This is a genomic window from Cupriavidus sp. GW821-FHT07C08 (genome assembly GCF_059419025.1).
The window spans coordinates 86,143-111,976 of record NZ_JBWKQZ010000007.1 but is presented as its reverse complement, the minus strand read 5'-3'; the positions used below and the strand labels follow the sequence as shown (position 1 = coordinate 111,976).

Annotated in this window: 24 protein-coding genes, 1 tRNA gene and 1 pseudogene; 9 read left to right on the top strand and 17 right to left on the bottom strand. The window is 66.2% G+C overall.

Translation table 11 applies throughout. The features are described from left to right. Nucleotides 1–3: 3 nt before the first annotated feature. Nucleotides 4–924, bottom strand: coding sequence for an alpha/beta hydrolase (locus AC07UK_RS11585; RefSeq protein WP_494686515.1), 921 nt, complete (start codon nt 922–924; stop codon nt 4–6). Nucleotides 925–1,084: 160 nt separating this feature from the next. Between AC07UK_RS11585 and AC07UK_RS11580 the strand changes: the two genes are divergently transcribed. The 3 genes from AC07UK_RS11580 (at nt 1,085) to AC07UK_RS11570 (ending at nt 2,757) form a co-directional block, all read left to right on the top strand. Further along, a tRNA-Leu gene (locus tag AC07UK_RS11580) sits at nt 1,085–1,169 on the top strand. Nucleotides 1,170–1,528: 359 nt separating this feature from the next. Then, the gene (locus AC07UK_RS11575; RefSeq protein WP_494686514.1) at nt 1,529–1,735 is read left to right on the top strand and encodes a helix-turn-helix transcriptional regulator; all 207 of its coding nucleotides are present in this window, start codon (nt 1,529–1,531) and stop codon (nt 1,733–1,735) included. Nucleotides 1,736–1,821: 86 nt separating this feature from the next. After that, nucleotides 1,822–2,757 carry a replication initiation protein gene (locus tag AC07UK_RS11570; RefSeq protein ID WP_494686513.1) on the top strand — a complete coding sequence of 312 codons (936 nt, stop codon included), beginning with the start codon at nt 1,822–1,824 and terminating at the stop codon, nt 2,755–2,757. Nucleotides 2,758–2,940: 183 nt separating this feature from the next. On the opposite strand, the gene AC07UK_RS11565 is transcribed toward AC07UK_RS11570, so the two are convergent. The 5 genes from AC07UK_RS11565 to AC07UK_RS11545 form a co-directional block, all read right to left on the bottom strand. After that, the gene (locus AC07UK_RS11565) at nt 2,941–3,312 is read right to left on the bottom strand and encodes a bleomycin resistance protein (RefSeq protein WP_494686536.1); all 372 of its coding nucleotides are present in this window, start codon (nt 3,310–3,312) and stop codon (nt 2,941–2,943) included. Nucleotides 3,313–3,521: 209 nt separating this feature from the next. Beyond that, entirely contained in the window at nt 3,522–4,532 is a 1,011-nt protein-coding gene (locus AC07UK_RS11560) for a hypothetical protein (protein WP_494686512.1), read from the bottom strand. A 585-nt stretch (nt 4,533–5,117) separates the two neighbouring features. Beyond that, a complete protein-coding gene (locus AC07UK_RS11555; protein WP_494686511.1) occupies nt 5,118–6,410 on the bottom strand; it encodes a phage integrase central domain-containing protein in 1,293 nt (430 codons plus the stop codon). A 244-nt stretch (nt 6,411–6,654) separates the two neighbouring features. Next, nucleotides 6,655–7,050, bottom strand: coding sequence for a type II toxin-antitoxin system VapC family toxin (locus AC07UK_RS11550; RefSeq protein ID WP_494686510.1), 396 nt, complete (start codon nt 7,048–7,050; stop codon nt 6,655–6,657). After that, nucleotides 7,047–7,292 carry an AbrB/MazE/SpoVT family DNA-binding domain-containing protein gene (locus AC07UK_RS11545; protein ID WP_494686509.1) on the bottom strand — a complete coding sequence of 82 codons (246 nt, stop codon included), beginning with the start codon at nt 7,290–7,292 and terminating at the stop codon, nt 7,047–7,049. The genes AC07UK_RS11550 and AC07UK_RS11545 overlap by 4 nt, the downstream gene beginning before the upstream one ends. A 198-nt stretch (nt 7,293–7,490) precedes the next feature. On the opposite strand from AC07UK_RS11545, the gene loiP reads away from it, so the two are divergent. The 5 genes and pseudogenes from loiP (at nt 7,491) to AC07UK_RS11520 (ending at nt 12,271) form a co-directional block, all read left to right on the top strand. After that, complete coding sequence (loiP, locus tag AC07UK_RS11540) at nt 7,491–8,234, top strand: metalloprotease LoiP (RefSeq protein ID WP_479945040.1); 744 nt, start codon at nt 7,491–7,493, stop codon at nt 8,232–8,234. A gap of 45 nt (nt 8,235–8,279) precedes the next feature. Continuing rightward, nucleotides 8,280–8,483: pseudogene (locus AC07UK_RS11535) on the top strand (bifunctional aspartate transaminase/aspartate 4-decarboxylase); the annotation flags it as partial. Nucleotides 8,484–9,091: 608 nt separating this feature from the next. After that, nucleotides 9,092–9,946, top strand: coding sequence for a cytochrome b561 domain-containing protein (locus AC07UK_RS11530; protein ID WP_494686508.1), 855 nt, complete (start codon nt 9,092–9,094; stop codon nt 9,944–9,946). Between the two features lie 2 nt (nt 9,947–9,948). Next, nucleotides 9,949–11,322 carry a GntT/GntP/DsdX family permease gene (locus AC07UK_RS11525; protein WP_494686507.1) on the top strand — a complete coding sequence of 458 codons (1,374 nt, stop codon included), beginning with the start codon at nt 9,949–9,951 and terminating at the stop codon, nt 11,320–11,322. A 40-nt stretch (nt 11,323–11,362) separates the two neighbouring features. Further along, on the top strand, nt 11,363–12,271 hold the full coding sequence (locus AC07UK_RS11520; protein WP_494686506.1) for an SMP-30/gluconolactonase/LRE family protein: 909 nt from the start codon (nt 11,363–11,365) through the stop codon (nt 12,269–12,271). 42 nt (nt 12,272–12,313) lie between these two features. Here the strand turns inward: AC07UK_RS11520 and hutG are convergent, their stop codons facing one another. The 11 genes from hutG to AC07UK_RS11465 form a co-directional block, all read right to left on the bottom strand. Continuing rightward, nucleotides 12,314–13,126, bottom strand: coding sequence for an N-formylglutamate deformylase (hutG, locus tag AC07UK_RS11515; RefSeq protein ID WP_494686505.1), 813 nt, complete (start codon nt 13,124–13,126; stop codon nt 12,314–12,316). Between the two features lie 33 nt (nt 13,127–13,159). Further along, nucleotides 13,160–14,566: a formimidoylglutamate deiminase gene (locus tag AC07UK_RS11510; RefSeq protein ID WP_494686504.1), complete on the bottom strand. Its 1,407-nt coding sequence runs from the start codon at nt 14,564–14,566 to the stop codon at nt 13,160–13,162. Further along, nucleotides 14,563–15,825, bottom strand: coding sequence for an imidazolonepropionase (hutI, locus tag AC07UK_RS11505; protein ID WP_494686503.1), 1,263 nt, complete (start codon nt 15,823–15,825; stop codon nt 14,563–14,565). Before hutI ends, AC07UK_RS11510 begins: the two co-directional genes overlap by 4 nt. Beyond that, on the bottom strand, nt 15,822–16,424 hold the full coding sequence (locus tag AC07UK_RS11500; RefSeq protein ID WP_494686502.1) for a HutD/Ves family protein: 603 nt from the start codon (nt 16,422–16,424) through the stop codon (nt 15,822–15,824). The genes hutI and AC07UK_RS11500 overlap by 4 nt, the downstream gene beginning before the upstream one ends. Further along, complete coding sequence (hutU, locus tag AC07UK_RS11495; protein WP_114132827.1) at nt 16,421–18,121, bottom strand: urocanate hydratase; 1,701 nt, start codon at nt 18,119–18,121, stop codon at nt 16,421–16,423. Before hutU ends, AC07UK_RS11500 begins: the two co-directional genes overlap by 4 nt. A gap of 51 nt (nt 18,122–18,172) precedes the next feature. Next, nucleotides 18,173–19,750 (bottom strand): histidine ammonia-lyase, encoded by a 1,578-nt coding sequence (gene hutH, locus AC07UK_RS11490; RefSeq protein WP_494686501.1) that lies wholly within the window; start codon nt 19,748–19,750, stop codon nt 18,173–18,175. A 62-nt stretch (nt 19,751–19,812) separates the two neighbouring features. Further along, nucleotides 19,813–20,574 carry a histidine utilization transcriptional repressor HutC gene (gene hutC / locus AC07UK_RS11485; protein ID WP_340530176.1) on the bottom strand — a complete coding sequence of 254 codons (762 nt, stop codon included), beginning with the start codon at nt 20,572–20,574 and terminating at the stop codon, nt 19,813–19,815. 16 nt (nt 20,575–20,590) lie between these two features. Next, nucleotides 20,591–21,370, bottom strand: a complete 780-nt coding sequence (locus AC07UK_RS11480; RefSeq protein WP_114132825.1) for an ABC transporter ATP-binding protein — start codon at nt 21,368–21,370, stop codon at nt 20,591–20,593. After that, nucleotides 21,367–22,236, bottom strand: a complete 870-nt coding sequence (locus tag AC07UK_RS11475; RefSeq protein ID WP_494686500.1) for an ABC transporter permease — start codon at nt 22,234–22,236, stop codon at nt 21,367–21,369. Before AC07UK_RS11475 ends, AC07UK_RS11480 begins: the two co-directional genes overlap by 4 nt. A gap of 27 nt (nt 22,237–22,263) precedes the next feature. Next, nucleotides 22,264–23,232 carry an ABC transporter substrate-binding protein gene (locus tag AC07UK_RS11470; protein WP_316151303.1) on the bottom strand — a complete coding sequence of 323 codons (969 nt, stop codon included), beginning with the start codon at nt 23,230–23,232 and terminating at the stop codon, nt 22,264–22,266. A gap of 307 nt (nt 23,233–23,539) precedes the next feature. Then, nucleotides 23,540–24,547: an NAD-dependent epimerase/dehydratase family protein gene (locus AC07UK_RS11465; RefSeq protein WP_494686499.1), complete on the bottom strand. Its 1,008-nt coding sequence runs from the start codon at nt 24,545–24,547 to the stop codon at nt 23,540–23,542. A 9-nt stretch (nt 24,548–24,556) separates the two neighbouring features. Here AC07UK_RS11465 and AC07UK_RS11460 point away from each other — a divergent pair, with 9 nt between their 5' ends. Beyond that, entirely contained in the window at nt 24,557–25,621 is a 1,065-nt protein-coding gene (locus tag AC07UK_RS11460) for a CDP-6-deoxy-delta-3,4-glucoseen reductase (RefSeq protein ID WP_494686498.1), read from the top strand. The last annotated feature ends 213 nt before the right edge of the window (nt 25,622–25,834 follow it).

The window sequence follows — 25,834 nt, the reverse complement described above, 5'->3', positions numbered from 1 at the left end:
CGCTCAGCGCTCCATCAGCCGCAGCACCGCGCGCGTCAGGGCACCGTCCGGGCTGGCAAAGCTGTCCAGCACATTGAAGTGATGGCAGTCCGGCAGCACCAGGTCGCTCGCGGCCGGATGCGCCACCTTGGCCGGCCACGCCGCGCGGATCAGCGCGTGCTGGCGGTGGTATTCAGCGGCCTCGAGTTCCCCCACCGCGATCGCCAGCGGGGCACCGCTGGCCGGCGGCATATACGCGGGCGACAGCCGCGCGACATCGTCTTCCGAGAACTGCAGGTCGCGCTGCAGGAAGGCCGCACGCCGCAGCGGCTCCATGTCGTACAGCCCGCTGACCGACAGCCCGCCCTTGACCAGGTCGACCGGCAGGTCCGCACCCAGCTGCGGCCAGCGCGCGGCCATCAGCATCGCCACCAGGTGGCCGCCGACGGAATGCCCCGCCAGGAAGAGCTTGTCCGGATCATGGCCCAGCCGGTCCGCCTGCCGGTACAGCCAGGCGACGCTGCGCAACGCCTGCCGCACGATCTCCGGCACCGTTACCGCAGGCACCAGCGTGTAGTTCACCACCGCCACCGCCACCCCCAGCGCCGGCAGCGCGCTGGCGGCAAAGCTGTGGTCGTGCTTGTCCAGCGCCCGGTAGTAGCCGCCGTGCACGAAGACCAGCAGCGGCGGCAGCGCCCCGTTGGCCCGCTGCGCGGGGAAGTAGTCCAGCGTCTCGTCCTGCGCATGGCGCGAGTCGTCGCCGGCATAGCTCAGGTCCGCCAGATAGGGGCTGCGTGCGCGCACCCCGGCGGACCACTGCGCCCAGCGCGCCATATGCACTGCGTTGTCCGGCACATTGGCGCGGTTGTTGTATTCCCGGTCGTAAAAGCCGGGGTCCTGCGAGGGCAGGCTGGCGAGGCGCGCCAGCGAAGCTTGGTCGGTCATGGCAGTCGGGGGTGATCGGGACGATGGGCGTGTGAGAGGCTGGGCGCCATGCTACCGGATTTGCGCGGCCGCTGATGTGCCCTGCGCCGGTTGTCCGACGCCAGGATTTCCGGCATAATTCCCGGCTCAGCACGGCACCGGTTCCGGCGCCATACACCCTGCCCGGGTGGTGAAACAGGTAGACGCAGGGGACTCAAAATCCCCCGCCGCAAGGCGTGTCGGTTCGAGTCCGACCCCGGGCACCAATTTTGAGAAAACCCCTTATTTTTGGGGCTTTTCTCGACTTCGGCACTCGCAGCTCTCGAGCTTGCTAGAGCGAAGCGATTCTGAGGCATTGACAGTTCTGTTTACAGTTCTGCAGCGCAATGCCCCAGCAAGCCAGCCGCTGACCTGGTTGCGAACGCGTCCGCGCATAGATGCGTTCGATTGATGCGAACTTTGCATGAATTTGCGTCAATCATCATCCCCCCTATAACGCTATACCGAGGCAGGCATAGTTAGATGCCACCGGACGCTGGCGGAGCAACCCCTTTCGCCGGCAGAGGAATATTTTGTTTACGAGGACACATTTCCGGAATTCACCCTCGGGGGATGGAAATGCGTAATGCCCACCACTACTGATTCGTTCCTGCGCCTGCCGGAAGTACTTGCGATTGTCCCTGTGTCCCGTGCCACCTGGTACGACGGCATCAAGTCTGGGCGCTTCCCTGCTCAGGTCAAGCTCGGCCCGCGTGTTGCCGCCTGGCGGCGCAGCGACATCGAGCGCCTGGTTGCGTCGCTGGGAGCGACCACCCCCGGCAACCTCAACTAACATCGCGCCGCGCGCAGCGCGAGGAAATACATGTTAGTTGAGGACAGTTTTTATAGCTGCATGCGGCACGCCCGTTGGAGCGTGCCATGGCATCTGCCGCCCTTACCGCGCTCGTCGAAGCGCACGCGCCGCGGCGCCCGTATTGCGCCATTGAGAAGAACGCGGCCCGCGTTCGCCCTCAACTGGTTGCCCTCAGTGCGCCGTATCTACAACTCAATCCGCCTGCGCATTGCGCCTGGCTGCTGTTGGATATTGACCGCCGAGACGCCGCATCCGCTTGGCTGGACGCCGGCTTGCCGCCGCCAACGTACGTGGCCATCAACCGCGAAAACGCGCATGCACACATGGGCTACGCCCTGGCGGCGCCAGTCTGCACAACCGACGCTGCCCGCCTGGCACCCCTGCGGTACCTCGCGGCCATCGAGTACGCCTACACGGCACGCGTGGGCGCGGATTTCGCATTTGCCGGCCCTTTGGCAAAGAACCCGCTCCATCCTCTTTGGGAGGTCTGGGAGCCCGCCAACGCGCCGACCTATGAACTTGGGCTCTTGGCCGAGTTTGTAGACCTCCCGGCCAAGCTTCCGCCCATGGCGGCAGGCTTGGGGCGGAATTGCGACTTGTTCGACGGCTTGCGCCTGTGGGCTTACGGTACGGTTCGCCAGTTCTGGCGCCCGGGTGGGGAAGAGGCTTGGCGCGAGGCCGTACGGCGCCAAGCCGAAGCTTTGAATACCTCTGCAATACCCCTGGGCGCCGCGGAAGTCGCCAGCATTGCCCGCAGCGTGGCAAGGTACGTCTGGCGGCGATTCACCCCCGCGGCGTTCCGCGAGGTCCAGGCCGCGAGGGGACGTCGTGGAGCCGCCTCCACAGCTCAGGTAAAGCGCGACCGACGCGAGCAAGACGTCAAAGAGGCAATTGCGCGATTGTCTGTCGAAGGATGGCTTCCTTCGATGAGAACCGTGGCCAAGGCAGTGGGATGCTCGGTATCAACGCTGTCGGATCACTACGGACATCTCTGGACATAACCGAACGAAGTGTTCGGTTAGGCCATATCAGGTAACAGCACCCTGGGGGTGCGAGAGGGGATGTTGCGCGAAGGAGCGGGGGAGGCTCGCCAAGCAGTGACAGGCCTTGGGGGAAGGCAGCTAGGGCGAGGGGCGGAGCCCATCCAATGGAAGGGCCCCGCCCAGGGAGGAACGGAGTAGCAGTTATTCGCTGGCCGGACGCTCTTGCCCGAACTTAAGCAGGTTGCCGTCAGGGTCGATGACATACAACTCGTCCATCCCCCAATCTGTCCGCACGACGTTTCCCAAAGTAGGAAGCTTTGCGCTCAATTCACGATGCACAGCGTGGACGTCCAAAACGCGAAGGTAGCAGGACGTGTTCTCGGCAATCTTCTTGTCATCACAGGCCCAAAAGTGCAGCTCAGTATCGTCGCGAACCGCAATGCCATAAGAGGAAGAGGAATCCTGGAAGTGGTGCGTCTTGAAGCCGAGCACAGATTCGTAGAAAGAGAGAGTCCGCACCATGTCTAGGGATGCAAGAACGGGAATCGCTTTGCCGAATGTTGCGCGGGTCATCATTGCTCCTGAATTCGTGATGGAACCATTGTACGGTACAACTATTGCCCGACCTCGGGGCGCACGTGGCCGTAGCAAGCATATCGACTAGGGCGGCAGCTTGGTGGCGGCGATGGTGCCCGTCGTGTAGCGCGAGAGGTCAATGCATGCGTTGGAGCAGGAGGGAGCTGCCGCTCAAGGCAGCGAGGGGGACCTTGGTCCCCCTCCGCTTACCGCCCCAACACGGCAATGGAAGCTGCTGCCGCGAGTTTCGCTGCTGAGATGGAATCTGCCTGTATTGCAGGGGTGATTTGCTCGCTGGTGCGATTATCGATGACGATACACGACCAGCCATGGTCATCGTCATCCCACACCTCAGCGCGCACGTTGCCATAGCTCGCCCAGCTCACACCGTCCTCCCTGGTCAGCCAACCGAACGCATTCAGCCGCTTCAGGATGGCCAGCGAGCGTTCGGGCATCACAGTCTCTCGCTCAATCGTCATCGAGCCGACGCCGGCGGCTCCGCGCAGCTCGCACTCCGCCCACATTAGATTGACAGGCTTGCTTGCCGCGGCCTGCACCGCGCTCGTCACTCGCTCCCGATGATTCAGCACATGACCGCGCTCGTCGGTCGCTGTAGCCACGTAGGCGACGAGCGGAGCGTTCGGTCGCATGCCGAGCAGAGGCGCGGCTTCAGCAGCCGCGACGGTGCACAGCGCGTCGGCCAGCTTGCGCATCTCCGGGCCGCTTTTGCGCGCGCTCTCCACTTCCAGCCACAGCACCACGTGCTCGTTCCTGGCAAGCCCGTCTGGGACCTTCGCCATGCGGCCAGCTTCGCGGCGCAACTGGTGCTCGGGATACACCTTGAAACCACGCTGATGGAGAGCGACCAGGACACCGTGCGCAACCAGCTCGTGACGCCAAGTTTGCGATGGCGTCCAGTACCCAGCAAGCTCTCGTCCGATGTCTTTACCGGAGCTGGCGAGGATGCCATGCTCGGCAAGCAGGCGCACACCGGCAGTGGCCAGCACGAGCGCTCGGCCGGCGCCTTCAGGAAGGCGCCGCTCGAGCACGAGCTGGCGCTCGATGAGACTCTTCGCGAGCCGCGAGCCAGTTACTTGGCGAGATTCGTTTCGAGGCCACATAAGGGCGCCAAGTTCGGTTGCGCGGAGCCAGCCGAAGCGGTGCACCCAGTGGAGGGCGAGGTAGTCGTTGTGACGACGTTGAGCATGTGAATTCATGCTCCGTATAGCTTGCAAACGACCCTGCTAAAAGCGCATGCGCGCTCTTAGCAGGCTCCGCCACTGGGTCGGCCGTCGGCCTCCTTCCCGTGGCTGCGCGCCCTGGGTCGCCTTCGGCTCCTTGCCGGGCTTGCCCTTCACGCTCTCCGACCTAAAGGTCGGACAGCTACAGCGGCCTACGGCCTTGTGGGGCGCCCCACTGCCCTTCGGGCACCGCCTCCGGCGGCCGCTACGCGGGCGGGCAAGTGCCTCCAGGACGCCGCCGCCCGATGGGCGTCGTCTACGTGCTGAAGCACGTCCCTGGACGTACTTGCCCGCCCCCTTGCAGGGTCGGGGCGCCGGGCTTTGCCCCCACGACCAGCTCCGGCCGCCAGTCGCCCCAAGGGGCTCCGGCTTGCGTCCGGACTGGCCGCGGCTCCCCCACCAGGCTGCCGCCTGGACCGGGGCTTACGCCCCCGCTGAGACGTCGCCCGGCCGCCTGTCCGCTTCGCTCCCGGGCTTGCGGCCGGGCGACGCCTCAGCGGCTCCCCCATCCCTTGAGGCGTGGTCGAAACCTAGCACTCTCCAGCGAACGGATACATCGCGCTACTGTGAGGATTCTGCAGACTTTGAAGTAAGAAAATTGTGCAAGGCCGTCAACGCTTCCCTTTTTTCCTCAAGGAATTCATGGCCGTTGTAATGACGATTCTCGACACCACTTTGGTCATGCGACTGTAGGCTATCTCGAATTTCTTTACTGACCCTTAATTTCGCCAAAATCGTCGTTACGCCTGACCGAACCCGTTTAAGTTCGAACCTATCAACCCTATCCCCGACTAGTTCACTCACCCATGTACGCGCCGTAGTGTCACCCATAGGCTTACCCTTCGTTACAGAAATCGCGTATTCACCGTTTGCACGAATCTCCATTAACGCCTCAGCCGCAACGGGAATTAGGGGAAGATAAATCGGGCGGGGCGTTGCGTTTCGCCCCTTCGTGTCCCAAAGCCTTAAAGCGTCCTTCTCTATGTCGTTATTCTTGAGCCGCAACAGCTGCTCGATGCGTTGGCCACCCAAAAGAAGGTGCAGGCGAGCAAGGGCCGCTTTGGGCCCGGGGATGTCAATTGCCTTCCAATATTCCAGCATTTCTTCCGGCATAATTGGGTCCTTATCAGAACGCCTACTTCCTGATATTCCGAACACCTCCGCCGCCGGGTTCCGTTTCACCTTGAACGCTTTGAAACCTTCTGGTACCGAAGCGTTATTCTCAGCGTCCTTCGCCATTCCGAATGCCGCGCTCAAACATGCCTTCAGCTTACGCGCTGTATTGTTCTTTCCGGCATTTCTAATAAGCCGGAGGACCGTCGCAATTTGGTCCGTTGTAACCTGGTTGGCCTGCGTCTTCGCCACCTCAGGGAAGGCGTCCCGAACATTCTTTGCAAAGAGGGTTCTGGTTTGCCTCGCCGTTTTGTGATTACGCAACGCCTGCACATCCGCGTACATATCAACAAGCTTCTGCAGCGTCTGGTCAGCCGCAGCCGCAGCCTCCTTCACCGCCTTGACTGCCGCTTTCTCCTTCGCAATAACGGATGCATAGCCGCCTTCGGCCAACGCCGAGTAGTGCTTGGCCGCCATATCGGCCGCCGCAGCGCGGGCCGCACTCAGGGAGTAGCCCCTCGCGGTCGGTTTGGTGCTCTTGGGAGGTGCTGCGGAATCATAGAGACCAATTAGATATGGCGGGGATTTCCCTTCAAAGGTCACGCGCCAGTAGAAGAACAAGGCGCCCTTGGAGTCCTTGCGCAGCACCAGAGTGCCCCCAGGAGACACCGGCTCCAGCTTCATAACCTTACCCGGTTGAATTTTCGCGATAGCTTCGCGGAGCGGAACAGCTGTCTTCATCTGTGGCGCAATCTCATTTACAGTTCTGTTTACAGTTTATCGCGAGATGGCGTCAGACGCCACTGGACTTTACTGGACAAAACAACAGTAAAATCAATGCATTACAAAATTGACGTCGTCCAACGACATCCACATAAGTCTGAAAACCGGGGACTCAAAATCCCCCGCCGCAAGGCGTGTCGGTTCGAGTCCGACCCCGGGCACCAATTCCCTGCAGGACGCCGTCAACCCGGCTTCTCCCCCATTACCTGATCAGTCGCATGCCGGTGATCTTGGCGGCCTTGGTGTCAAACGTCGCCGTGTATTCGCACTGCGCCTCATGGCAAGCCCGCTCGATCAGACAGTCGGCGAAATCGGCCGACGAAGCCGCATACAGCCGCAACGCCCTCCAGACCGTTTCCGCGGCCTCGATGACCAATTCCTTCGTGCGAAGCAGCGTTTCGATGACCTGTGCAATCTGGTCGCGATCCGTACCATAGGCCCGGCCAAGCACCCACACTACTTCGACCAGCACAACCTGGGTGACATAACCCGGGACTTCAGCCGTCAGCGATTCGATCAGCGCAGTCGCCTTACTTGCCTGTACCGGGTCATCCTGCGCGAAATACCGGACCAGTACATTGGTGTCGAGACCGATCATTGGGCCGAAGCCCCCTGGTCCGCGATCGCCGTGTTCATGTCCTCGATGGACACCGGCTTCGCTGGCTTGCGAATAATGCCCTTGAGGGCTGTCACGGAGTGAATTGCCGGAACTACCTCATAGTGCCCGGTTTCCTCGTTGAGGATGAATTCGACCCTGTCCCCCGTTGACAGGCCCAAGCGATTCCTGACGTCCACGGGAATGGTGACTTGCCCCTTTGATGTAACCGTTGCAGAAGCCATTTGACCTCCTTTCTTACCTTCCTTACTTTAAGGTAAGGCAAGCGTCCGACGCAAGCATCCCCGTACCGGCAAGCCCACCCTTCCCCGAATGTCGTACACGCCACTTTCGTGCAACACCTGTCGGACGGCGCCCACTGGCGCGCCCTCGCCCGGCTTCCTATCCTATGGCATTGCCAACCCCCGTTCCCGGAGCAACCCATGAAGCGACTCGCCCTTTCCGCCCTCGCCTGTTCCGCGCTGCTGGCCGGCTGTGCCGGCGCCGATATGGAAAGCCTGACGCAGGCCGGCGGCAGCCTCTTTACCGCCGCCACGCTGTCGGACAGCAACGTCAAGACGCTGTCCGACCAGTCCTGCGCGGAAATGGACCAGAAGAACACCATCGCGCCGGCGGACAGCACCTACGCCAAGCGCCTGGCCAATGTGATGAGCGGGCTGGGCAACACCGGGCTGCCACTCAATGCCAAGGTGTATGTGACCAAGGACGTCAATGCCTGGGCCATGGCCAACGGTTGCGTGCGGGTCTACAGCGGCCTGATGGACCTGCTCAGCGACGATGAAGTGCGTGGCGTGGTGGGTCATGAGATCGGCCATGTGTCGTTGGGCCATACCAAGGCCGCGATGCAGGTGGCCTACACCACGGCGGCGGCGCGCGGGCTGCTGGGGTCGACTGGCGTGGCTTCGCTGACGGCGCTGTCGTCATCGCAGATCGGCGCGCTCGCCGAGCAGTTCGTCAATGCGCAGTTCTCGCAGCGGCAGGAAACCGCGGCCGACGACTATTCGTTCGACCTGCTGACCAGGAACGGCGCCAACCGCCAGGCCCTGGCGTCGGCGTTCCGCAAGATGTCGACCCTCGATGGCGGACAGTCGAGCATGCTCAGCTCGCACCCGGGATCGCTGGAGCGCGCCAAGCATATCGAAGCCCGCCTGGCCGGCGGGCGTTGACAGCGGCGCATTTGCCCTTGCCGCCGCACCCGTTCGGGTGAGGCGGTAGCCGATGAGGCGGGCGTGGTGCTGCTGCCGGGCCGCGGCTTCGGCACGCGCCACCCGTCGGGCCGGGTGTCGCTGGCCAACCTGAATGAAGCCGACTACGCCAAGATCGGGCGCTCGATCCGCAAGTTGTTCGAATCGTATGTGGAGAAGTACAACGCGGCGACGGGGAGCAAGGCCGACAAGAATGTCGTGAAGAAATAAGCCTTCGCTGGCGTGCCTCGCAGCCCGGCTTCAGGCCGGGCTTTTTTTGTTCAGTGTTGCGTTATGTCGGGGCCTAGGTGCGATCAAACCCTCGATCTTTGGAAAAACAAAAAAATAAGGATTTCCCTATTTACACAAACGGATCAACTGCCTGAAAACTCCGCAACATTTTTCAGAATCCCAAGCGATAACCTGAGGTGAATCAGCGATTCGATCATTTGATTAGAAGCGTAGTCCGGCCATTGTTATAGTTGCCTCCACTTTCCTGCGCGCTGGCCATTGGCCCTGCAGCAGGCTCAAGCCGCATTCAGGTTGCGCGGCGCCGCCAACTACCCATTCAAATAAGATCACCGCCCATTGAAAGGCGGATGGAGACATTCGACCATGCAAGCTGCTGTCCCACTCAATTCAGGCGTATCACATGCGGCGCGGCTGCTGGACGCTGCGACCGCCATTTAGCTGCGCCGTCCTGCCAGACAAGGGCAACGGTACGACACCGGCACGGCGCGCCGCCAGTACGCGGGCGATCCCGGTATAGCGAAACTTCGCCGCCGCTATTCAACCTCTGTCCCATTCAAAAGAATTCTCCGCGCATCAGGAGATCGGAAATGCCACCTGCGCCTCCCGCAGCCGTGCGCTGGATACTGCCGCTCGGCCTCACGCTTTGCCTCGGCATTCTCGCCGCGCTGGTCGTTCCCGGCTGGCCCGCGCAATGGCTGAGCCTGCCGTTGTCCGGCACCGCCGCGCACCACGTCGTGCCCTGGGTGGCCTGGCATGGGCGCCTGATGGTGCTCAGCTGGGGGCTGCTGCTGCCGCTTGGCATCCTGGTAGCCCGCTACTTCAAGGTGACGCCATCACAAGCCTGGCCTGCCGTGCTCGATCGCAAGATCTGGTGGCACGCCCACTTGTGGATGCAAGGCAGCGGCGTTGCCATGATGTCGATAGGCGTGCTGCTGATCCTGGGCCACGGAGGCACGCCCGATGTGCTGGCGCGCTGGCACCACCTCGGCGGCTGGGCACTGGTGGCCTGCGCCGCGCTGCAGGTAGGCGGCGGGCTGTTGCGCGGCAGCAAGGGCGGGCCCACCAGCGACTGCCTGCGCGGCGACCACTACGACATGAGCGCGCGCCGGGTCGTGTTCGAGTGGCTGCATAAGGTCATAGGCTGGAGTTCACTGCCGATTGCCATCGCAACCACCGGCATCGGCCTCGCGCTGGCCGATGCGCCGCGCTGGATGCCGCTGCTGCTGGGCGCGTGGTGGCTCACGCTGACGGCACTGGCGCTGGCATTGCAGCGCGCGGGCTTTTGCATCGACACCTACCAGGCGATCTGGGGCCCCGATCCCAGGCACCCAGGCAATCGACGACGGCCCATCGGCTGGGGCATCACCAGCTTTCCCTCACAGCCGGCATCGTCGTCCGGCGCGCACCGGCCGCAGGCGTGGCCGGCTGAACACAAGGAATAGACGTGGCAATACTGATATTCGGCGGTGCGGCAGCGATCCTGCTGTTGCTCGCCCTGATCCTGATCGCAAAGCTGCACCCCTTCCTGGCACTGATCCTGGTGGCCACGGGTGTCGCCGTCGTGGCCGGCGTCCCGGTGAGCCAGATTGCCGATGCGGTCGAAGGCGGCCTGGGCAAGACCCTGGGGCATGTCGCGGTGATCATCGCCTTCGGTGCGATGATCGGACGCATGATTGAATTGTCGGGCGGCGCGCAGGTGCTGGCCAACCGGCTGATCGAGCGTTTCGGCGACAAACGCGTGCCGCTGGCCATGGCCTGCACGGCATTCGGCGTCGGCATTCCGGTGTTCTTTGAAGTCGGCGTCATGATGCTGATGCCGCTGGTCTACGGCCTCACGCGCACCCGCGGCATTTCGCTGGTGGTGATCGGCCTGCCCGTGTGCGCGGTGTTGCTGGTGGTGCATGCCCTGCTGCCGCCGCACCCCGGCATGGTGGCAGTGGCCGGGGAACTCGGCATCGAGATCGGCCGCCTGCTGCTGATCGGCCTGCCGGCCGCGCTGGTCACTGGCCTGGTGACTTTCCTGGCATCCGGGCGACTGACCAGGCGGCCGTTCCATATGGCAGCCGATATCGCCGCCGAAGTGGGCCAGGCCACGGGCAGCGCCCCAAAGGTCCATGCGGCATCGGCCAGCCTGGGAAGCGGCGCGCCCCCAGGCGCCCGTCTCGTCGCCGGCCTGATCGCGCTGCCGATCGCACTGATCCTGGCCGGGACGCTGGCCCAGCTGCTGCTGCCGGAAGGCTTCTTCGGGCGCTCGGCGCTGATGTTTCTCGGCATCCCATACGTCGCGCTGTTGCTGGGCCTGATGCTCTGTGCCTACCTGCTGGGCATCCGTCGCGGCGCGCCGCTGGCTACGGTGTCAGAAGTGGCCGGCGCTGCCATACCCGCCGTATCGGTGGTGATCCTGATCACCGGCGCCGGCGGCGCTTTCGCCAAGATCCTGGTGTCGACCGGAATCGGCCCCGCGCTGGCGACTTCGCTGCAGTCTTCTGGCCTGCCGCTGGCCGTCCTCGCTTTCCTGCTGGCAATGCTGTTGCGCGCGGCACAGGGGCCCACCACCGTGGCGCTGATGACCACTGCCGGCATCATCGCTCCACTGGTCGCGCAGGCTTCGCTCGGCCCCAACCATCTGGCCCTGATCGGCCTGGCGATGGGAGCGGGCGGCATGGCAGTCTCCCACGTCAACGATGCAGGCTTCTGGATCGTGACACGGATGCTGGGCCTGAGCGTCGGCGATGGACTAAAGAGCTGGACGGTGCTGACGACGCTGGCCGGGATCGCGGCCCTTGGCCTGATCCTCTTGCTGTGGCAGTTCGTGTAATGACCGTTTGCGTGTCTTTGCGACGGGATAAAGGAAGACCATGGATACCATGCAGATATTCGATGAGCGCGCACGCGAGCTGCCGCTTGCAGGCGAACGGATTGAGCAACTGGCATGCGGGGCAACCTGGAGCGAGGGGCCGGTGTGGTTGCCCGATGAAGATGCGGTACTGTGGAGCGACATCCCCAACGACCGCATCCTGCGCTGGAGCGCCGCGGATGGCATGTCGGTCTGGCGTACGGGAGCGGAGTTCACCAACGGCCACGCACTGGAGGCCGATGGCTCGTTGCTGCATTGCTCGCACGGACAGCGGGCCATCGTGCGGACGCGCCGCAGCGGTGACCGCTGGTGCGAAGACGAACTGGTCGTCAGCCACTATCAGGGGCGGCGCCTGAATTCGCCCAATGACATCGTGGTCAGGCGCGATGGCACCTTGTGGTTCACCGATCCGCCGTATGGGATCCTGTCGGACCGCGAAGGCCACCGGGCCGATCCCGAGCTGCGGCACAACTATGTGTTTCGCTACGATCCCGCCGTCGGTGCGCTGGAAGTCGCCAGCGACTTTGTCGAAGAGCCGAACGGGCTGGCATTCTCGCCCGATGAAGACGTGCTCTATGTCTCAGATACCTCGGCGGCATTGCGCGACGATGGCCATCACCATATCGTCGCCTTCGACGTCATTGCATGCCGGGTGCTGGCCAATCCGCGGGTCTTCGCCGTCATCGAGCCCGGACTGCCGGACGGATTCCGCGTCGACCGGCGCGGTTGGCTCTTTACCAGCAGCGCCAGCGGCGTGCACGTCTTCCATCCGGACGGGACCCGGCTGGCGCATATTCCCGTGCCGGAGAAGGTCGGCAACCTCGCCTTCGGCGGCGCCGAGGGCAATGCGTTGTTCATCGCCGCCAGCACTTCGCTCTACCGCCTGCGGCTTGGGCAGCGCCTGACGTGAGCTTGTCGCGCCGCGCGGCAGCCGTCGTGCCGCGCCAGCGCCCTAGCGCGTTTCGACGAACTCCAGCACCGTCGCCAGCATCCCTCGCAAAGCCGGCTGCAATGCCGCCGCACGCGCCTCGTCGTAGGCGAACGGATACGTCTCGCTCATGTAGGCGACCTGCGACAGCTCGAGCTGCACCGCATGCACGCCGTCCTGCGGCTTGCCGTATTGACGCGTGATATAGCCGCCCTTGAAGCGCCCGTTGAGCACCGCGGTATGGCCGGCCACCGCGCCGGCCTGCTCGAGCAGGTGGTCCGCAAGCGACGCGTCGCAGCTCTCGCCGTTGGCCGTGCCGAGGTTGAAGTCAGGCAGCCTGCCCTCGAAGAAGCGCGGCAGCACCGAGCGGATCGAATGCGCATCCCACAGCGCGACGGTGCCGTGCTCCGCCTTCAGGCGGGCCAGTTCCGCGGCCAGCGCCTGGTGGTACGGACGCCAGATCGCATCGCGGCGCGCGGCGATTTCCGCATCGTCGGGGCCGTTGCCGTCGGCGTACAGCGGCGTCTTGTCGAAGGTGTCGACCGGGCACAGGCCCGTGGTGTCCTGGCCGGGATACAGGTTGGCGTTGTCGGGCGGGCGGTTCAGGTCGACCACGTAACGCGAATGCGTGGCCACCAGCACCGACGCACCCAGCTCGCGGGCGAAGCTGTAGAGGCGTTCCAGGTGCCAGTCGGTGTCGGGCACGGTGCGCGCTTCGGCCGTCAGGCGCTGCGAGACCGAAGCCGGCAGGTGCGTGCCGACGTGCGGCATCGATACCAGCAACGGGCGCGTGCCGCGATGCAGGGTGAAGGCAGGGGTATCGGTGGAGAAGGACATTGTCTTTGCGATGCAGTGGGCGTACGCCCGGTTTCAGTCTGCCAGCAGGCTGGCGCGCGCCGCGATGAACAGGCGCCCCGCATCCGCCTGCAGCGGATGCGCGCCATGCTGCACGCGGCTGCGTCCGGCGGTGCGGACATCCGCTAGTGTCTCATGACCGTGGCAGGCAAACACATGCGTGGCCAGCGCCTGCGGCCCGTCGAGGCCCGCCAGCGTCGGATGCGCGCCATCCAGTACCACGAAATCGGCCTGCTGCCCTGGCACAAGCCCCGCCGCGGCGCGGCCGCTGGCACGCGTGCCGCCAGCCACGGCTTCGAGATACAGCCGGTCAGCCACCTGCGCATGCGTGTCGGACGCCAGCACGTTGCGCCGCTGCAGGCCGAGCCGCTGGCCGTATTCGAACAAGCGCAGCTCCTCGGCCACGCTGACGCTGGCATGGCTGTCAGAGCCGATACCCCATGCGCCCTGCTGCGCCAGGTAGGGCGCAGCCTCGAACACGCCGTCGCCCAGGTTGGCCTCGGTGGTCGGGCAGATGCCGGCCACCGCGCCGCTGTGCGCCAGGCGCCGGCGTTCGTCCCAGTCCATATGGGTGGCGTGCACCAGGCACCAGCGCGCGTCGACCTGTACATGGTCGAACAGCCAGGTCACCGGGCGCGTGCCCGACCACGCGATGCAGTCGTCGACCTCTTTCTGCTGCTCGGCGATATGGATGTGGATGGGCGCCTTCGGGTCGATTGCCTGCAGTCCCGCCAGTGCGTGGGCGAGGCTTTCCTCCGGCACCGCGCGCAGCGAGTGCGGTGCCAGCCCCAGCCGCGCGCCGGACTGCGCGCACGCGGGGGCCAGCCGTTCCAGCAGCCGCAGCATCGCGTCGGTGTCGTGCAGGAAGCGGCGCTGCTCGGCCAGCGGCGGCTTGCCGCCAAAGCCGGCGGTCTGGTACAGCACCGGCAGCAGCGTCATGCCGATGCCGGTGCGCTGGGCCGCGCGCAGCAGCCGCAGCGACATCTCGGCGGCATCGGCATAGGGCGTGCCGCCGGCATCGTGATGGACGTAGTGGAACTCGCACACGCTGGTGTAGCCCGCACGCAGCATCTCGATATAGAGCTGGGTGGCGACGGCCTCCAGCGTGTCGGGCGAGAGCCGCTGCGCGAAGCGGTACATCAGTGTGCGCCAGCTCCAGAATGAATCGGCACCAGCCGGATCGTCGCCCTGCGGCCGGCTGCGGAATTCCGTCAGGCCGGCAAAGCCGCGCTGGAACGCATGCGAGTGCAGGTTGGGCATGCCTGGCAGCACGGGGCCGGCCGCATGCGGCACGCCTGCGGCCGGCTGTACGCCGGTCTGCACGGTGGTGAAGCGGCCCTGCTCATCCCAGGCCAGCAGCACATCGTGCGCCCAGCCGGTCGGCAGCAGCGCAAACGGAGCGAAGAGTTGCGAGCTACTCATGCCGAGGCTCCTTCATGCGCATGCACACGCCCTTGCCGCACTACCGTCGCCACCGGGTTGCGGCCGAACCAGTACGCCAGCTCGGCGGGCGAATCGATGCGCCACAGCGCGAAGTCGGCCACGCGCCCCGCTTCCAGCCGCCCGTGGCGATCCGATGCGCCCAGCGCACGCGCGGCGTGCACGGTCACGCCGGCAAGCGCTTCCGGCACGGTCAGGCGGAACAGGGTGCAGGCCATATTCATCATCAGCAGCAGCGAAGTGACCGGCGACGTACCCGGATTGTGATCGGTCGAGATTGCCATCGGCACGCCGTACTCGCGCAGCATCGCGATCGGCGGCAGGTTGGTGTCGCGCAGGAAATAGTAGGCGCCGGGCAGCAGCACCGCCACCGTGCCGGCCTCTGCCATCGCCGCGACGCCGGCCTCGTCGAGATGCTCGAGGTGATCGGCGGACAAGGCGCGGTGGCGAGCGGCGAGCGCGGCGCCGCCGAGGTTGCTCAGTTGCTCGGCATGCAGCTTGACGCGCACACCATGGCGCGCCGCCGCCTCGAACACGCGCTCGGTCTGTGCAATCGAAAAACCGATTGATTCGCAGAAGGCATCGACGGCGTCGACCAGTCCTTCCCCGGCCAGTGCCGGCAGCATGGTGTTGCAGACCAGGTCGATATAGTCATCGGCACGGCCCGCGTATTCCGGCGGCAATGCGTGCGCGCCCAGGAAGGTCGTGTAGACCGAAATCCCGAAGTGCTCGCCAAGCCGGCGCGCCACGCGCAGCTGCTTGCGCTCGGCTTCAAGGTTCAGCCCGTAGCCCGACTTGATCTCGATGGCGGTGACGCCTTCGGCCAGCAGCGGCTGTAGGCGCGCGGCGGCCTGGGCAAAGAGCGTGTCTTCATCCGCGGCACGCGTGGCGCGCACGGTCGAGACAATGCCGCCGCCGGCGCGCGCAATCTCTTCGTAGCCGGCGCCGGCCAGCCGCATCGCGAACTCGTCGGCGCGCTGGCCGCCGTAGATCAGGTGCGTATGGCAGTCGACCAGCCCGGGCGTGATCCATGCCCCGTGGGCATCATGGCGCGCCGCGCCGCGATAGGCATCCGGCAGGTCCGCGGCGGCGCCCAGCCAGGCGATGCGCCCATGCTCCACCACCAGCGCGGCGTCGCGGATCGCGTGCGCCGGATCGGCATCGGGCAGCAGGTGGCAGTTGTGCCAGACGCCGTCCGCGCTGGGCGCGGACAAGGGTGAGGATCGAGAGGTCAGCGTCATTGACCGGGCTCCGTCTCAAGGGTGACGCACAGGCACAGGGCCGCGTCACCCACAGGTTCAAACGATGGCGTGGATGCGGGTTCGGCAGCGCCGTAGAGCGCCCCTTCGCCCGCTTGCAGCAGCAGGCCGGCATCCTGCGCCTGCCATGCGCCGCTGACGGCCAGCAGGCAGACGGCATGGCCGCCGGTGCCAGGCGCAAACCCCTGCCGGAACACCTCGACACGCGCGCGGCAGTGGCCGCGCCGCGTCATCACGTTGAAGTCGCGCGTGACGCCGTCGATCAGCGTCGCCTGCAGGCTGGTATCGCCGGAGAAGGCGAACGGCTCGCCGATATGTTCGAGGCGGTGGCTGAAGCTGGCGTCGTCCGCACGCAGCGTCACGCCGGCGCCCTCCAGCAGCACGATCTGGCGATCAATGCCGGGAAACGCCGAGAACGGCCCGTCCTGACCGATATCGGCCACGCTCAGCCGCCACACGAAGTCATCCATGCCGGCGCCGGCCGGCCACACCGCGATCTCGCGCGTGTTGCCGCCGCCGTTCTTCCAGCGCGTGGGCGCGATCTCGGCCAGCGCGAACTGTTGAAATAGCGTCAGGCTCATGCGCCCTTCACCATCGGCAGGTTCAGGCCCTTCTCGTGCGCGCATTCGATGGCGATGTCATAGCCCGCGTCCGCATGGCGCATCACGCCGGTGGCCGGGTCGTTCCACAGCACGCGCTCGATGCGCCTGGCCGCGGCATCGGTGCCGTCGCATACGATCACCACGCCCGAATGCTGCGAGAAGCCCATGCCGACGCCGCCGCCATGGTGCAGGCTGACCCAGGTCGCGCCGCCCGCGGTGTTCAGCAGCGCGTTGAGCAGCGGCCAGTCCGACACCGCATCCGAGCCGTCGCGCATGGCCTCGGTCTCGCGGTTGGGCGAAGCCACCGAGCCGCAATCCAGGTGATCGCGCCCGATCACCACCGGCGCCTTCAGCTCGCCCGACTTGACCATCTCGTTGAAGGCCAGGCCGGCGCGGTGGCGTTCATCCAGCCCCACCCAGCAGATGCGCGCGGGCAGGCCCTGGAAGGCGATGCGGTCGTGCGCCATGTCGAGCCAGCGGTGCAGGTGCTTGTCCTCGGGGAACAGCTCCTTCATCTTGGCATCGGTCTTGTAGATATCCTCCGGATCGCCCGACAGCGCGACCCAGCGGAACGGGCCCTTGCCGCGGCAGAACAGCGGGCGGATATAGGCCGGCACGAATCCCGGGAAATCAAAGGCGTTCTTCACGCCCTCGTCGAACGCGACCTGGCGGATATTGTTGCCATAGTCGACCGTCGGCACGCCCATCTTCTGGAAGTCGAGCATGGCCTGCACGTGCTTCACGATGGAAGGACGCGCGGCGGCTTCCACCGACTTGGGATCCTGCGTGCGCGCCGCTTCCCATTGGTCGACGGTCCAACCGGCCGGCAGGTAGCCGTTGACCAGGTCGTGCGCCGAGGTCTGGTCGGTGACGATGTCCGGGCGCATGCCGCCGGCCTGAGCGCGCTTGACCAGTTCCGGCAGGATCTCGGCGGCGTTGCCGAGCAGGCCGACCGAGATCGCCTGCTTGTTCTGCGTGGCCTCGGCGATCATCGCCAGCGCCTCGTCGAGCGTGGTGGCCTTCTTGTCGACATAGCGCGTGCGCAGGCGGAAATCGATGCGCGACTCCTGGCACTCGATCGCCAGCACGCAGGCGCCGGCCAGCACGCCCGCCAGCGGCTGCGCGCCGCCCATGCCGCCCAGGCCCGCGGTCAGGATCCACTTGCCCGACAAGTCGCCGTTGTAGTGCTGGCGGCCGGCCTCGACAAAGGTCTCGTAGGTGCCCTGCACGATGCCCTGCGTGCCGATGTAGATCCACGAGCCCGCGGTCATCTGGCCGTACATCATCAGGCCGGCGCGGTCGAGTTCGTTGAACTTGTCCCAGTTGGCCCAGTGCGGCACCAGGTTGGAGTTGGCGATCAGCACGCGCGGCGCATCGGCATGGGTGCGGAACACGCCCACCGGCTTGCCCGACTGCACCAGCAGCGACTCGTCCTCACCCAGGCGGCGCAGGCTGTCCAGGATGGCGTCGAAGCACTCCCAGTTGCGCGCCGCCTTGCCAATGCCGCCGTAGACCACCAGGTCCTGCGGGCGCTCGGCCACGTCCGGGTCGAGGTTGTTCTGGATCATGCGGTAGGCGGCTTCGATCAGCCAGTTCTTGCAGTGCAGCTGGCTGCCGCGCGGCGCGCGGATTTCGCGCTGGCCGCGCTGGATGAATTGGTTTTCGTTGGCGTTCATGTCTTGTTCTCCTGCTGCGGGTCTGGTCTGGCAGTGTCGGCGCGGGGCGCGTTACGACAGGTTGGTCGGCAGGATCGCGCGCACGGCGTCGGGCCAGCCCGCGCCGGCATCGCCCTGCACCACCCATTGCTTCATCGCTTCGATATCCGGCGCCAGGTAGCGATCTTCTTCGACAAAGGCCACGCGCGCGCGGATGCGGGCCAGTTCCTGCTCCACCAGCGGCGACGACTTCAGCGGGCGGTGGAACTCGATGCCCTGCGCCGCGGCCATGGCCTCGATGCCGACCACCACCGCGGTGTTGGCGGCCATCTCGCCCAGGCGGCGCGCGCCGTAGGTGGCCATCGACACATGGTCTTCCTGGTTGGCCGAGGTCGGCAGGCTGTCGACGCTGGACGGATGCGCCAGCGCCTTGTTCTCGGAGGCCAGCGCGGCCGCGGTCACCTGCGCGATCATGAAGCCCGAGTTCAGGCCGCCGTCGCGCACCAGGAACGGCGGCAGGCCCGACAGCCCGGTGTCGAGCAGCAGCGCGAGCCGGCGTTCGGAAATCGCGCCGATCTCGGCAATCGCCAGCGCGATGATGTCGGCGGCAAAGGCCACCGGCTCGGCGTGGAAGTTGCCGCCCGAGACCACATCGCCCTGCGCGGAGAACACCAGCGGGTTGTCCGAGGCGGCGTTGGACTCGATCTGCAGGATGCGCGCGGCGTGCTGCAGGTTGTCCAGGCACGCGCCCATCACCTGCGGCTGGCAGCGGATCGAGTACGGGTCCTGCACGCGGCCGCAGGCCTTGTGCGAATCGACGATCTCGCTGCCGTCCAGCATCGCGCGCACGGCGCCGGCCACGGCGATCTGGCCGGCCTGGCCGCGCGCCTCATGGATGCGGGCGTCGAACGGCTTGACCGAGCCCTTGATCGCTTCCAGCGACAGCGCGCCCGCCACCAGCCCGGCGGCAAAAGCGTCTTCGGCGGCGAACAGGCCGGCCAGCGCCAGCGCGGTCGACACCTGGGTGCCGTTGAGCAGCGCCAGGCCTTCCTTGGGGCCCAGCTCGAAGGCCTGCAGGCCGGCGTGCGCCAGGCCCTCGGCGGCGGGCATGCGCTTGCCGTCGACCAGCACGTCGCCCACGCCGATCAGCGTGCACGACATATGCGCCAGCGGCGCCAGGTCGCCCGAGGCGCCCACCGACCCCTTGGCCGGGATGCACGGCGTCACGCCGCGGTTGGCCAGCGCCAGCAGCGCCTCAATCAGTTCCGGGCGCACGCCCGAATGGCCGCGCGCCAGGCTCACGGCCTTGATCGCCAGGATCAGGCGCACCGTGTTTTCGGCCAGGTCCGGGCCGGTGCCGACACTGTGCGACAGCACCAGGTTGCGCTGCAGCTGGGCCAGCTTGTCGTGCGGGATGCGGCTTTGCGCCAGCTTGCCGAAGCCGGTGTTGATGCCGTAGACCACGGCGTCGGCGTCGATGATGTCCTGCACCGTGGCCTGCGCGGCGCGCACGCCGGCCCAGGCCGATTCGGCCATGGCCAGGCGCACCTCGCCGCGGTAGATGCGGCGCAGGTCGGCCAGGGTGACTTGGCCCGGCTGCAGGGTCAGCAGCGGGCGGGAAGCTTGGTCGTCGTGTTGGCTGGCGCTCATTTGTATGTTCCTGTCTATACAGCTTAGAGTAAAAGTTGAACCGTTGGCCGGATCCTGTGGATTCAGCCGAAAGCGGGGTTGCCGTCGGCGCGGAAGCGGCTGCCGAGGCGATAGCGGTTGCCCGGATGCAGGCAGCGCACGAAGGTCACCGGCACGCCGTTGGTCCAGGTGCGGCGCGTCAGCATCAGGCAAGGTTGCGTGGCCGGCATTTCCAGCTGCGCGGCCTGCTCCGGCGTGGCGGCAATGGCATCGACCACGTGCTCTACCTGATCGTAGGGCACATGGCGCAGCAGGTATTCGCCAGGCTGGGTCTCGCTGAAATCCTGGCTGATGAAGTCCGGCGCCAGGCGCGGGTTGACGTAGCGGTCTTCCAGCTGCACCGGCACGCCGTCCTCGCGATGCACGCACACCGAGTGGTACACCGACTCGCCAGTGCGCAGCTCCAGCGCGGCGGCCACCTCGATCGATGCCGACACGCGCTCCACCAGGATCACGTCGCAGGCATAGTCATGCCCGCGCATGCGGATCTCGTCCTGCAGGTTGACCACGGACAGCAGCGTCGACTGCGGCTTGTGCTCCGCCACGAAGGTGCCCACGCCGGCCACCCGCACCACCCGGCCCTGCTCCTGCAGCTCGCGCAGCGCCCGGTTGACGGTCATGCGCGAGACGCCGAAGCGGTTCACCAGTTCCTGCTCCGACGGCACCCGGTCGCCCGGCTGCCACGCGCCGCTCTGGATCTGGCGGGCGATGTACTCCTTCACCTGCTGGTAGAGCGCGGTGGGAGAGGCAGAAGCGGAAGATGCGGTGCCGGCGGCGTGGTTCATGGCGTTGGTTGGATGCCTAGTGCTCGGCCGAGGCCATGGCCTCGGCGCGGATCTCCTCGGTCAGCCGCGCCTTGAGCGCGGAGAACTCCGGAGTGGTCTTGACGGTGTAATGGCGCGGATGCGGGAAATCCACCGCGATCTCGCTCTTGATCCGACCCGGCCTGGCAGAAAACACCGCCACCCGGTTGGCCATGAAAATGGCCTCGTCGATATCGTGGGTCACGAATAATACCGTCTTGCGCGACGCCTCCCATATACCGAGCAGCAACTCCTGCATCAGCACGCGGGTCTGGTTGTCGAGCGCGCCGAAGGGCTCGTCGAGCAGCAGGATCTTGGGATCGTTGGCCAGCGCGCGCGCAATCGCGGTGCGCTGCTGCATGCCGCCCGACAGCTGCTTGGGGTAATGGTGCTCGAAGCCGCGCAGCCCCACGCGCTGGATAAAGAAGTCGCTGCGCTCCTTTTGCTCGGCGGCGCTCATGCCGCGCTCACGCAAGCCGAAACGCACGTTCTGCTCGATCGTCAGCCACGGGAACAGCGTGTACGACTGGAACACCATGCCGCGGTCCGCGCCGGGGGCGGACACCGGCTGGCCGTCCAGCAGCACGCGGCCGCTGGTGGGCGTATCCAGCCCCGCGACGATGCGCAGCAGCGTGGACTTGCCGCAGCCCGAAGGCCCGAGGATGGTGACGAAGTCATTGTCGCGGACCTCGAAGTCCACCGGCTGCAGCGCCAGGGTCTGGCCGCCGCGCGGGTTGGAGAAGGTGCGCGAGACCTGCTGGATGGACAGTGCGCTCATTGGATCGAACTCCACGGGAACAGGCGCTGGTTGGCGCGCTTGAAGACAAGGTCCGAGACCAGGCCGATGCAGCCGATCACGATGATGCCGAAGATGATCTGCCCGGTGTTGAGCAGCGCCTGGCTGTCGGTGATCATGTGCCCGATGCCCGACGACGAGCCGATCAGCTCGGCCACGATCACGTAGGTCCAGGCCCAGCCCAGCACCAGCCGCAGGATCTCCGCGATCTCCGGCGCGGCGCCGGGGATCAGCACGCGCCGCACGATGCCGGCGCTGTTGGAGCCCAGCGTGTAGGCCGCCTCGACCAGGTCCTTGCGCGCGCCGCCGACGGCCACCGCCACCATCAGCACGATCTGGAAGAACGAGCCGATGAAGATCACCAGCAGCTTCTGCGTCTCGCCGATGCCGGCCCACAGGATCAGCAGCGGGATGAAGGCCGACGCGGGCAGGTAGCGGCAGAACGACACGAAGGGCTCGAAGAAGGCCTCGGCCGCCTTGTACGAGCCCATGAAGATGCCCAGTGGCACCGCCAGCACCGCGGCCATCACGAAGCCGCCGACCACGCGCCATACGGTCATGCCGATGTCGCCGATGAAGTTGTGCTCGGTGAACAGGATGAAGCCCTCTTTGGCCATCGTCATCGGATCGGCCAGGAACGTGCGCGGCACGAAGCCGCCCAGCGTCACCACGGCCCAGATGCCGAAGAACAGCACGAAGAAGGACAGGCCCAGCATCCAGCGCGTGTTGGGCGCCACCGGCACCAGCGGGGCCAGCCACGGGTGGCGCCGGCGCACCGGCGCCGCCGCTGCGGCAGGGGCCGCCGCGGCAGCGGCCGGGGCGGGTGTTCCAAGTCTGGCTTGCGTCATGACGTCACGCCTCCTGAAGACTGTCGGTTACTTGAGGAAACGCGCGTCATACAGCGCCGTCACGTCCGGCACCTGGCGGATCACGCCGATGTCCAGCAGCACCGCCGCCGCTTCCTTGCTGAAGCTGGCGAGCTCGCCGGCAAAGAACTTGCGGTTGGCCTCGCGGTCCTGCCAGCGCAGGTAGGCGGAGGACTTGGCGAACTGCTCGCCGGTCTGCTTGACCGCCGCGCCCATGATGTCGTTGGCCTTGGCCGGCTCCTTCTGGATCATCTCCAGGGCCTCGAAGTAGCTGTCGACCAGCGCCTGCGCGGCCTTGGGATTCTCTTTAAGCCACTTCGGCGCGCAGCCCAGCGTGTCGGTCACCATCGGGTAGTCGAGCGTGGTCGCCAGGATCTTGCCCTTGTCCGGGTTCTGGCGCACCGTCGACAGGTACGGTTCATAGGTCATGGCGCCGTCGTTCTGGCCGGCCACGAAGGCCTGCGCGGCCGCCTGCGGCGACAGCGTGGTGGTCTTGACGTCCTTGAGCGTCATGCCGTTCTTCTTCAGCATCCAGGCCAGGCCGAAATACGGCGCGGTGCCCGGCGCATCGACGCCGATGGTCTTGCCCTTCAGGTCGGCAAAGCCCTTGACGTCGCTGCGCACGGCCAGGCCGTCGGCGCCGTAGGACTTGTCGAGCTGCACGATCTGGGTGATGGGCACGCCGTTGGCGTTCCAGGCCACATGCGTTTCCACCGTGGTGGCCGCGCACTGGATCGCGCCCGAGGCCAGCGCCAGGTGGCGGTCCTTCTGCGGGATCATCTTGATGTCGACGTCCACGCCGTGCTTCTTGAAGATGCCGGCCTTGTCGGCCAGCGTCAGCGGCGCGAAACCGGTCCAGCCGCTCATGCCCAGCGTGACCTGGGTGTTCTGCGCCTGGGCCGCACCAGCCCCCAATGCCGCAACCAGCACCGCGGCCTGCACTGCCATCCGACCGCGAATCCTGCTGTGATTCCTCATCTGTACGCTCCTTTGGTGTGTCCGTCGACGGCAGGCCATGCGTGCGGCCGCGCTCGTTTTCGGACATTAAACAGTACCTGTATATACAAGTCAACGTAGGGCTTCCACCAAGCAACCAGACGGATAAACACCTTGAAAGGCGCTTTCCAGCGGAGATTTCTCAACAGACCTCGCACCGGTCCGGATCACGGATGGTGGTGCCGGCACCAGGCTGGGGCGGCGAAAGTGTTGTTGTATAGACAGGAGTAAAACGACGCACAGGGGCAGCAAGCCCCGTGCCAGCGGCACGAGCCCATTGGCCAGGTGGTCAGGCGTCGAAGAAGGAAGTGACGGTGGGATAACGCAGCCGCAGGCGCAGCTCGCGTTTCAGGCGGCGGTTGTCGAGGCGGCGCGATTCGCTCATGAAGCTCAGCAGCGTCTTGTCGATCACTTCACGCGCCTCGCCACGCGTGATCCGCGGCGGGCGCGGCAGGCCGCGACGGTCGGCGACCAGGTCGAAGTAGTCGGCCATGCGCAGCTCGGTGTCGTCGCTGGCATGGACCACGCGCTGCGCGCGGCCGCGGAACAGCGCCGCGACCATGGTGCGCGCCAGGTCGTCGGCGTGGATATGGCTGGTGTAGACATCGTCCTGCTGCACCAGCGCGGGCGTGCCGCGGTGCAGGCGCGCCAGCGGCAGGCGGTCTTCAGCATAAATGCCGGGGATGCGCACGATGCTGGCACGCCAGCCGGCATCGCGGCCGAAGCCGCGCACTGCCCGCTCGGCGGCCACGCGGCGGCGCGCGCGGGCGGTCTGGGGCCGCACGGCGTGGAATTCCGAGACCCGGGCCCCCTGCCGGTCGCCGTATACACCCGACGTGCTGGCGTAGACAAACGCAGCGCGGGGCCTGCCCCGGTCGGGTAGAATGGCGGGCTCGCCGGGAAGCATGCCGGCCGACGTCCTGGCCTTGCGCCAGGCCGCCCGGCGCAAGGCGGCGAGCAAGGCACGCGTGCGCGGATCGCCTTCGCCCTGCCCGGGCGGCGGCGCCAGGTCCAGCACCTGCGTGGCCAGCCCGTGCAGCCGTGCCAGCGTGGCCGGCCGGTCCAGGTCCGCCACCAGCGGCACCGCGCCGGCGGCACGCAGTTCAGCGCGGCGCGCCGGCTGTGAAGTCACGGCAAAGACACGCATGCGCGACGACAGGATTCGCAGGCAGCGCGTCCCCACATCCCCGCAGCCGACGATCAACAGGCGCGGGCGGCCCAGCCGGCGCGAAGGCACCGGCAGCCGCGGGACTTGTGGGAGGCGCGAGGGCTGCAGCTTCGACAGAATTTGGCTCATAGACCGATTATGGCTTATCAAGTAACCGTCATGCCCAGCGGCCACAAGTTTGAAGTGGCCGCGGACGAAACCATCCTCGGCGCGGCCCTGCGCCACAGCATCGGGCTGCCCTACGGCTGCAAGAACGGCGCCTGCGGCTCGTGCAAGGGCCGCGTGCTCGAAGGCACCATCGTTCAGGGCGACCACGCCCCGGCGGCACTGACCGCGCAGGAAAAGACCGAGGGCCGCGCCCTGTTCTGCTGCGCCAACGCCGCCTCGGACGTCACCATCGAGTGCCGCGAAGTCCACGGCGCAGGCGACATCCCGATCAAGAAGGTGCCGTGCCGCGTGACCGCGATCGAGCGCCTGGCCGACGACGTGATCGCCATCAAGCTGCAGCTGCCGGCGACCGAGCGCATGCAATACCTGGCCGGCCAGTACGTGGAATTCCTGCTGCGCGACGGTAAGCGCCGCAGCTATTCGATCGCCACGCCGCCGCATGAAGACGGCCCGATCGAGCTGCATATCCGCCATATGCCGGGCGGCGCCTTCACCGACTACGTGTTCGGCGCCAAGGAAGGCCAGCCGGCCATGAAGGAGCGCGACATCCTGCGCTTCGAGGGCCCGCTGGGCAGCTTCTTCCTGCGCGAGGAATCCGAGGCCCCGATCATCCTGCTGGCTTCCGGCACCGGCTTCGCGCCGATCAAGGCCATCGTCGAGCACGCTGCCTACACCGGCATCCAGCGCCCGATGACCCTGTACTGGGGCGGCCGCCGGCCCAGGGACCTGTACATGCACGCGCTGTGCGAGCAGTGGGCGCGCGAGCTGCCCAACTTCCGGTACGTGCCGGTGGTCTCCGACGCGCTGCCTGAAGACAACTGGCAAGGCCGCACCGGCTTTGTCCACCAGGCCGTGATCGCCGACCATCCCGACCTGTCGGGCCACGAGGTCTATGCCTGCGGCGCCCCGGTGATGATCAATGCCGCACGCGGCGACTTCACCCGCCAGTGCAAGCTGCACGAGGACGCGTTCTTCGCCGACTCGTTCACCTCCGAGGCCGACATGCACCCGGCCGGCTCGGCCCCGGCGGCCTGAGGCGCAAGCCGCCGCCAGCCGTTCCGTCAGCGCAACAATGCCCGGGCCTGCCAAAATTCGTTTTGACACCCGGGCGCATGCGCCTTATATTTGCCCGCATGCACATGACCTTCAACCGACGCCGCAGCTTCCGTACGTCGCTCCCCACCGGGGTGCCACGCGGCTGACCGTCGACTGCGTCTGTTCATGTCAACGAGCCACGGGCAACCCCCG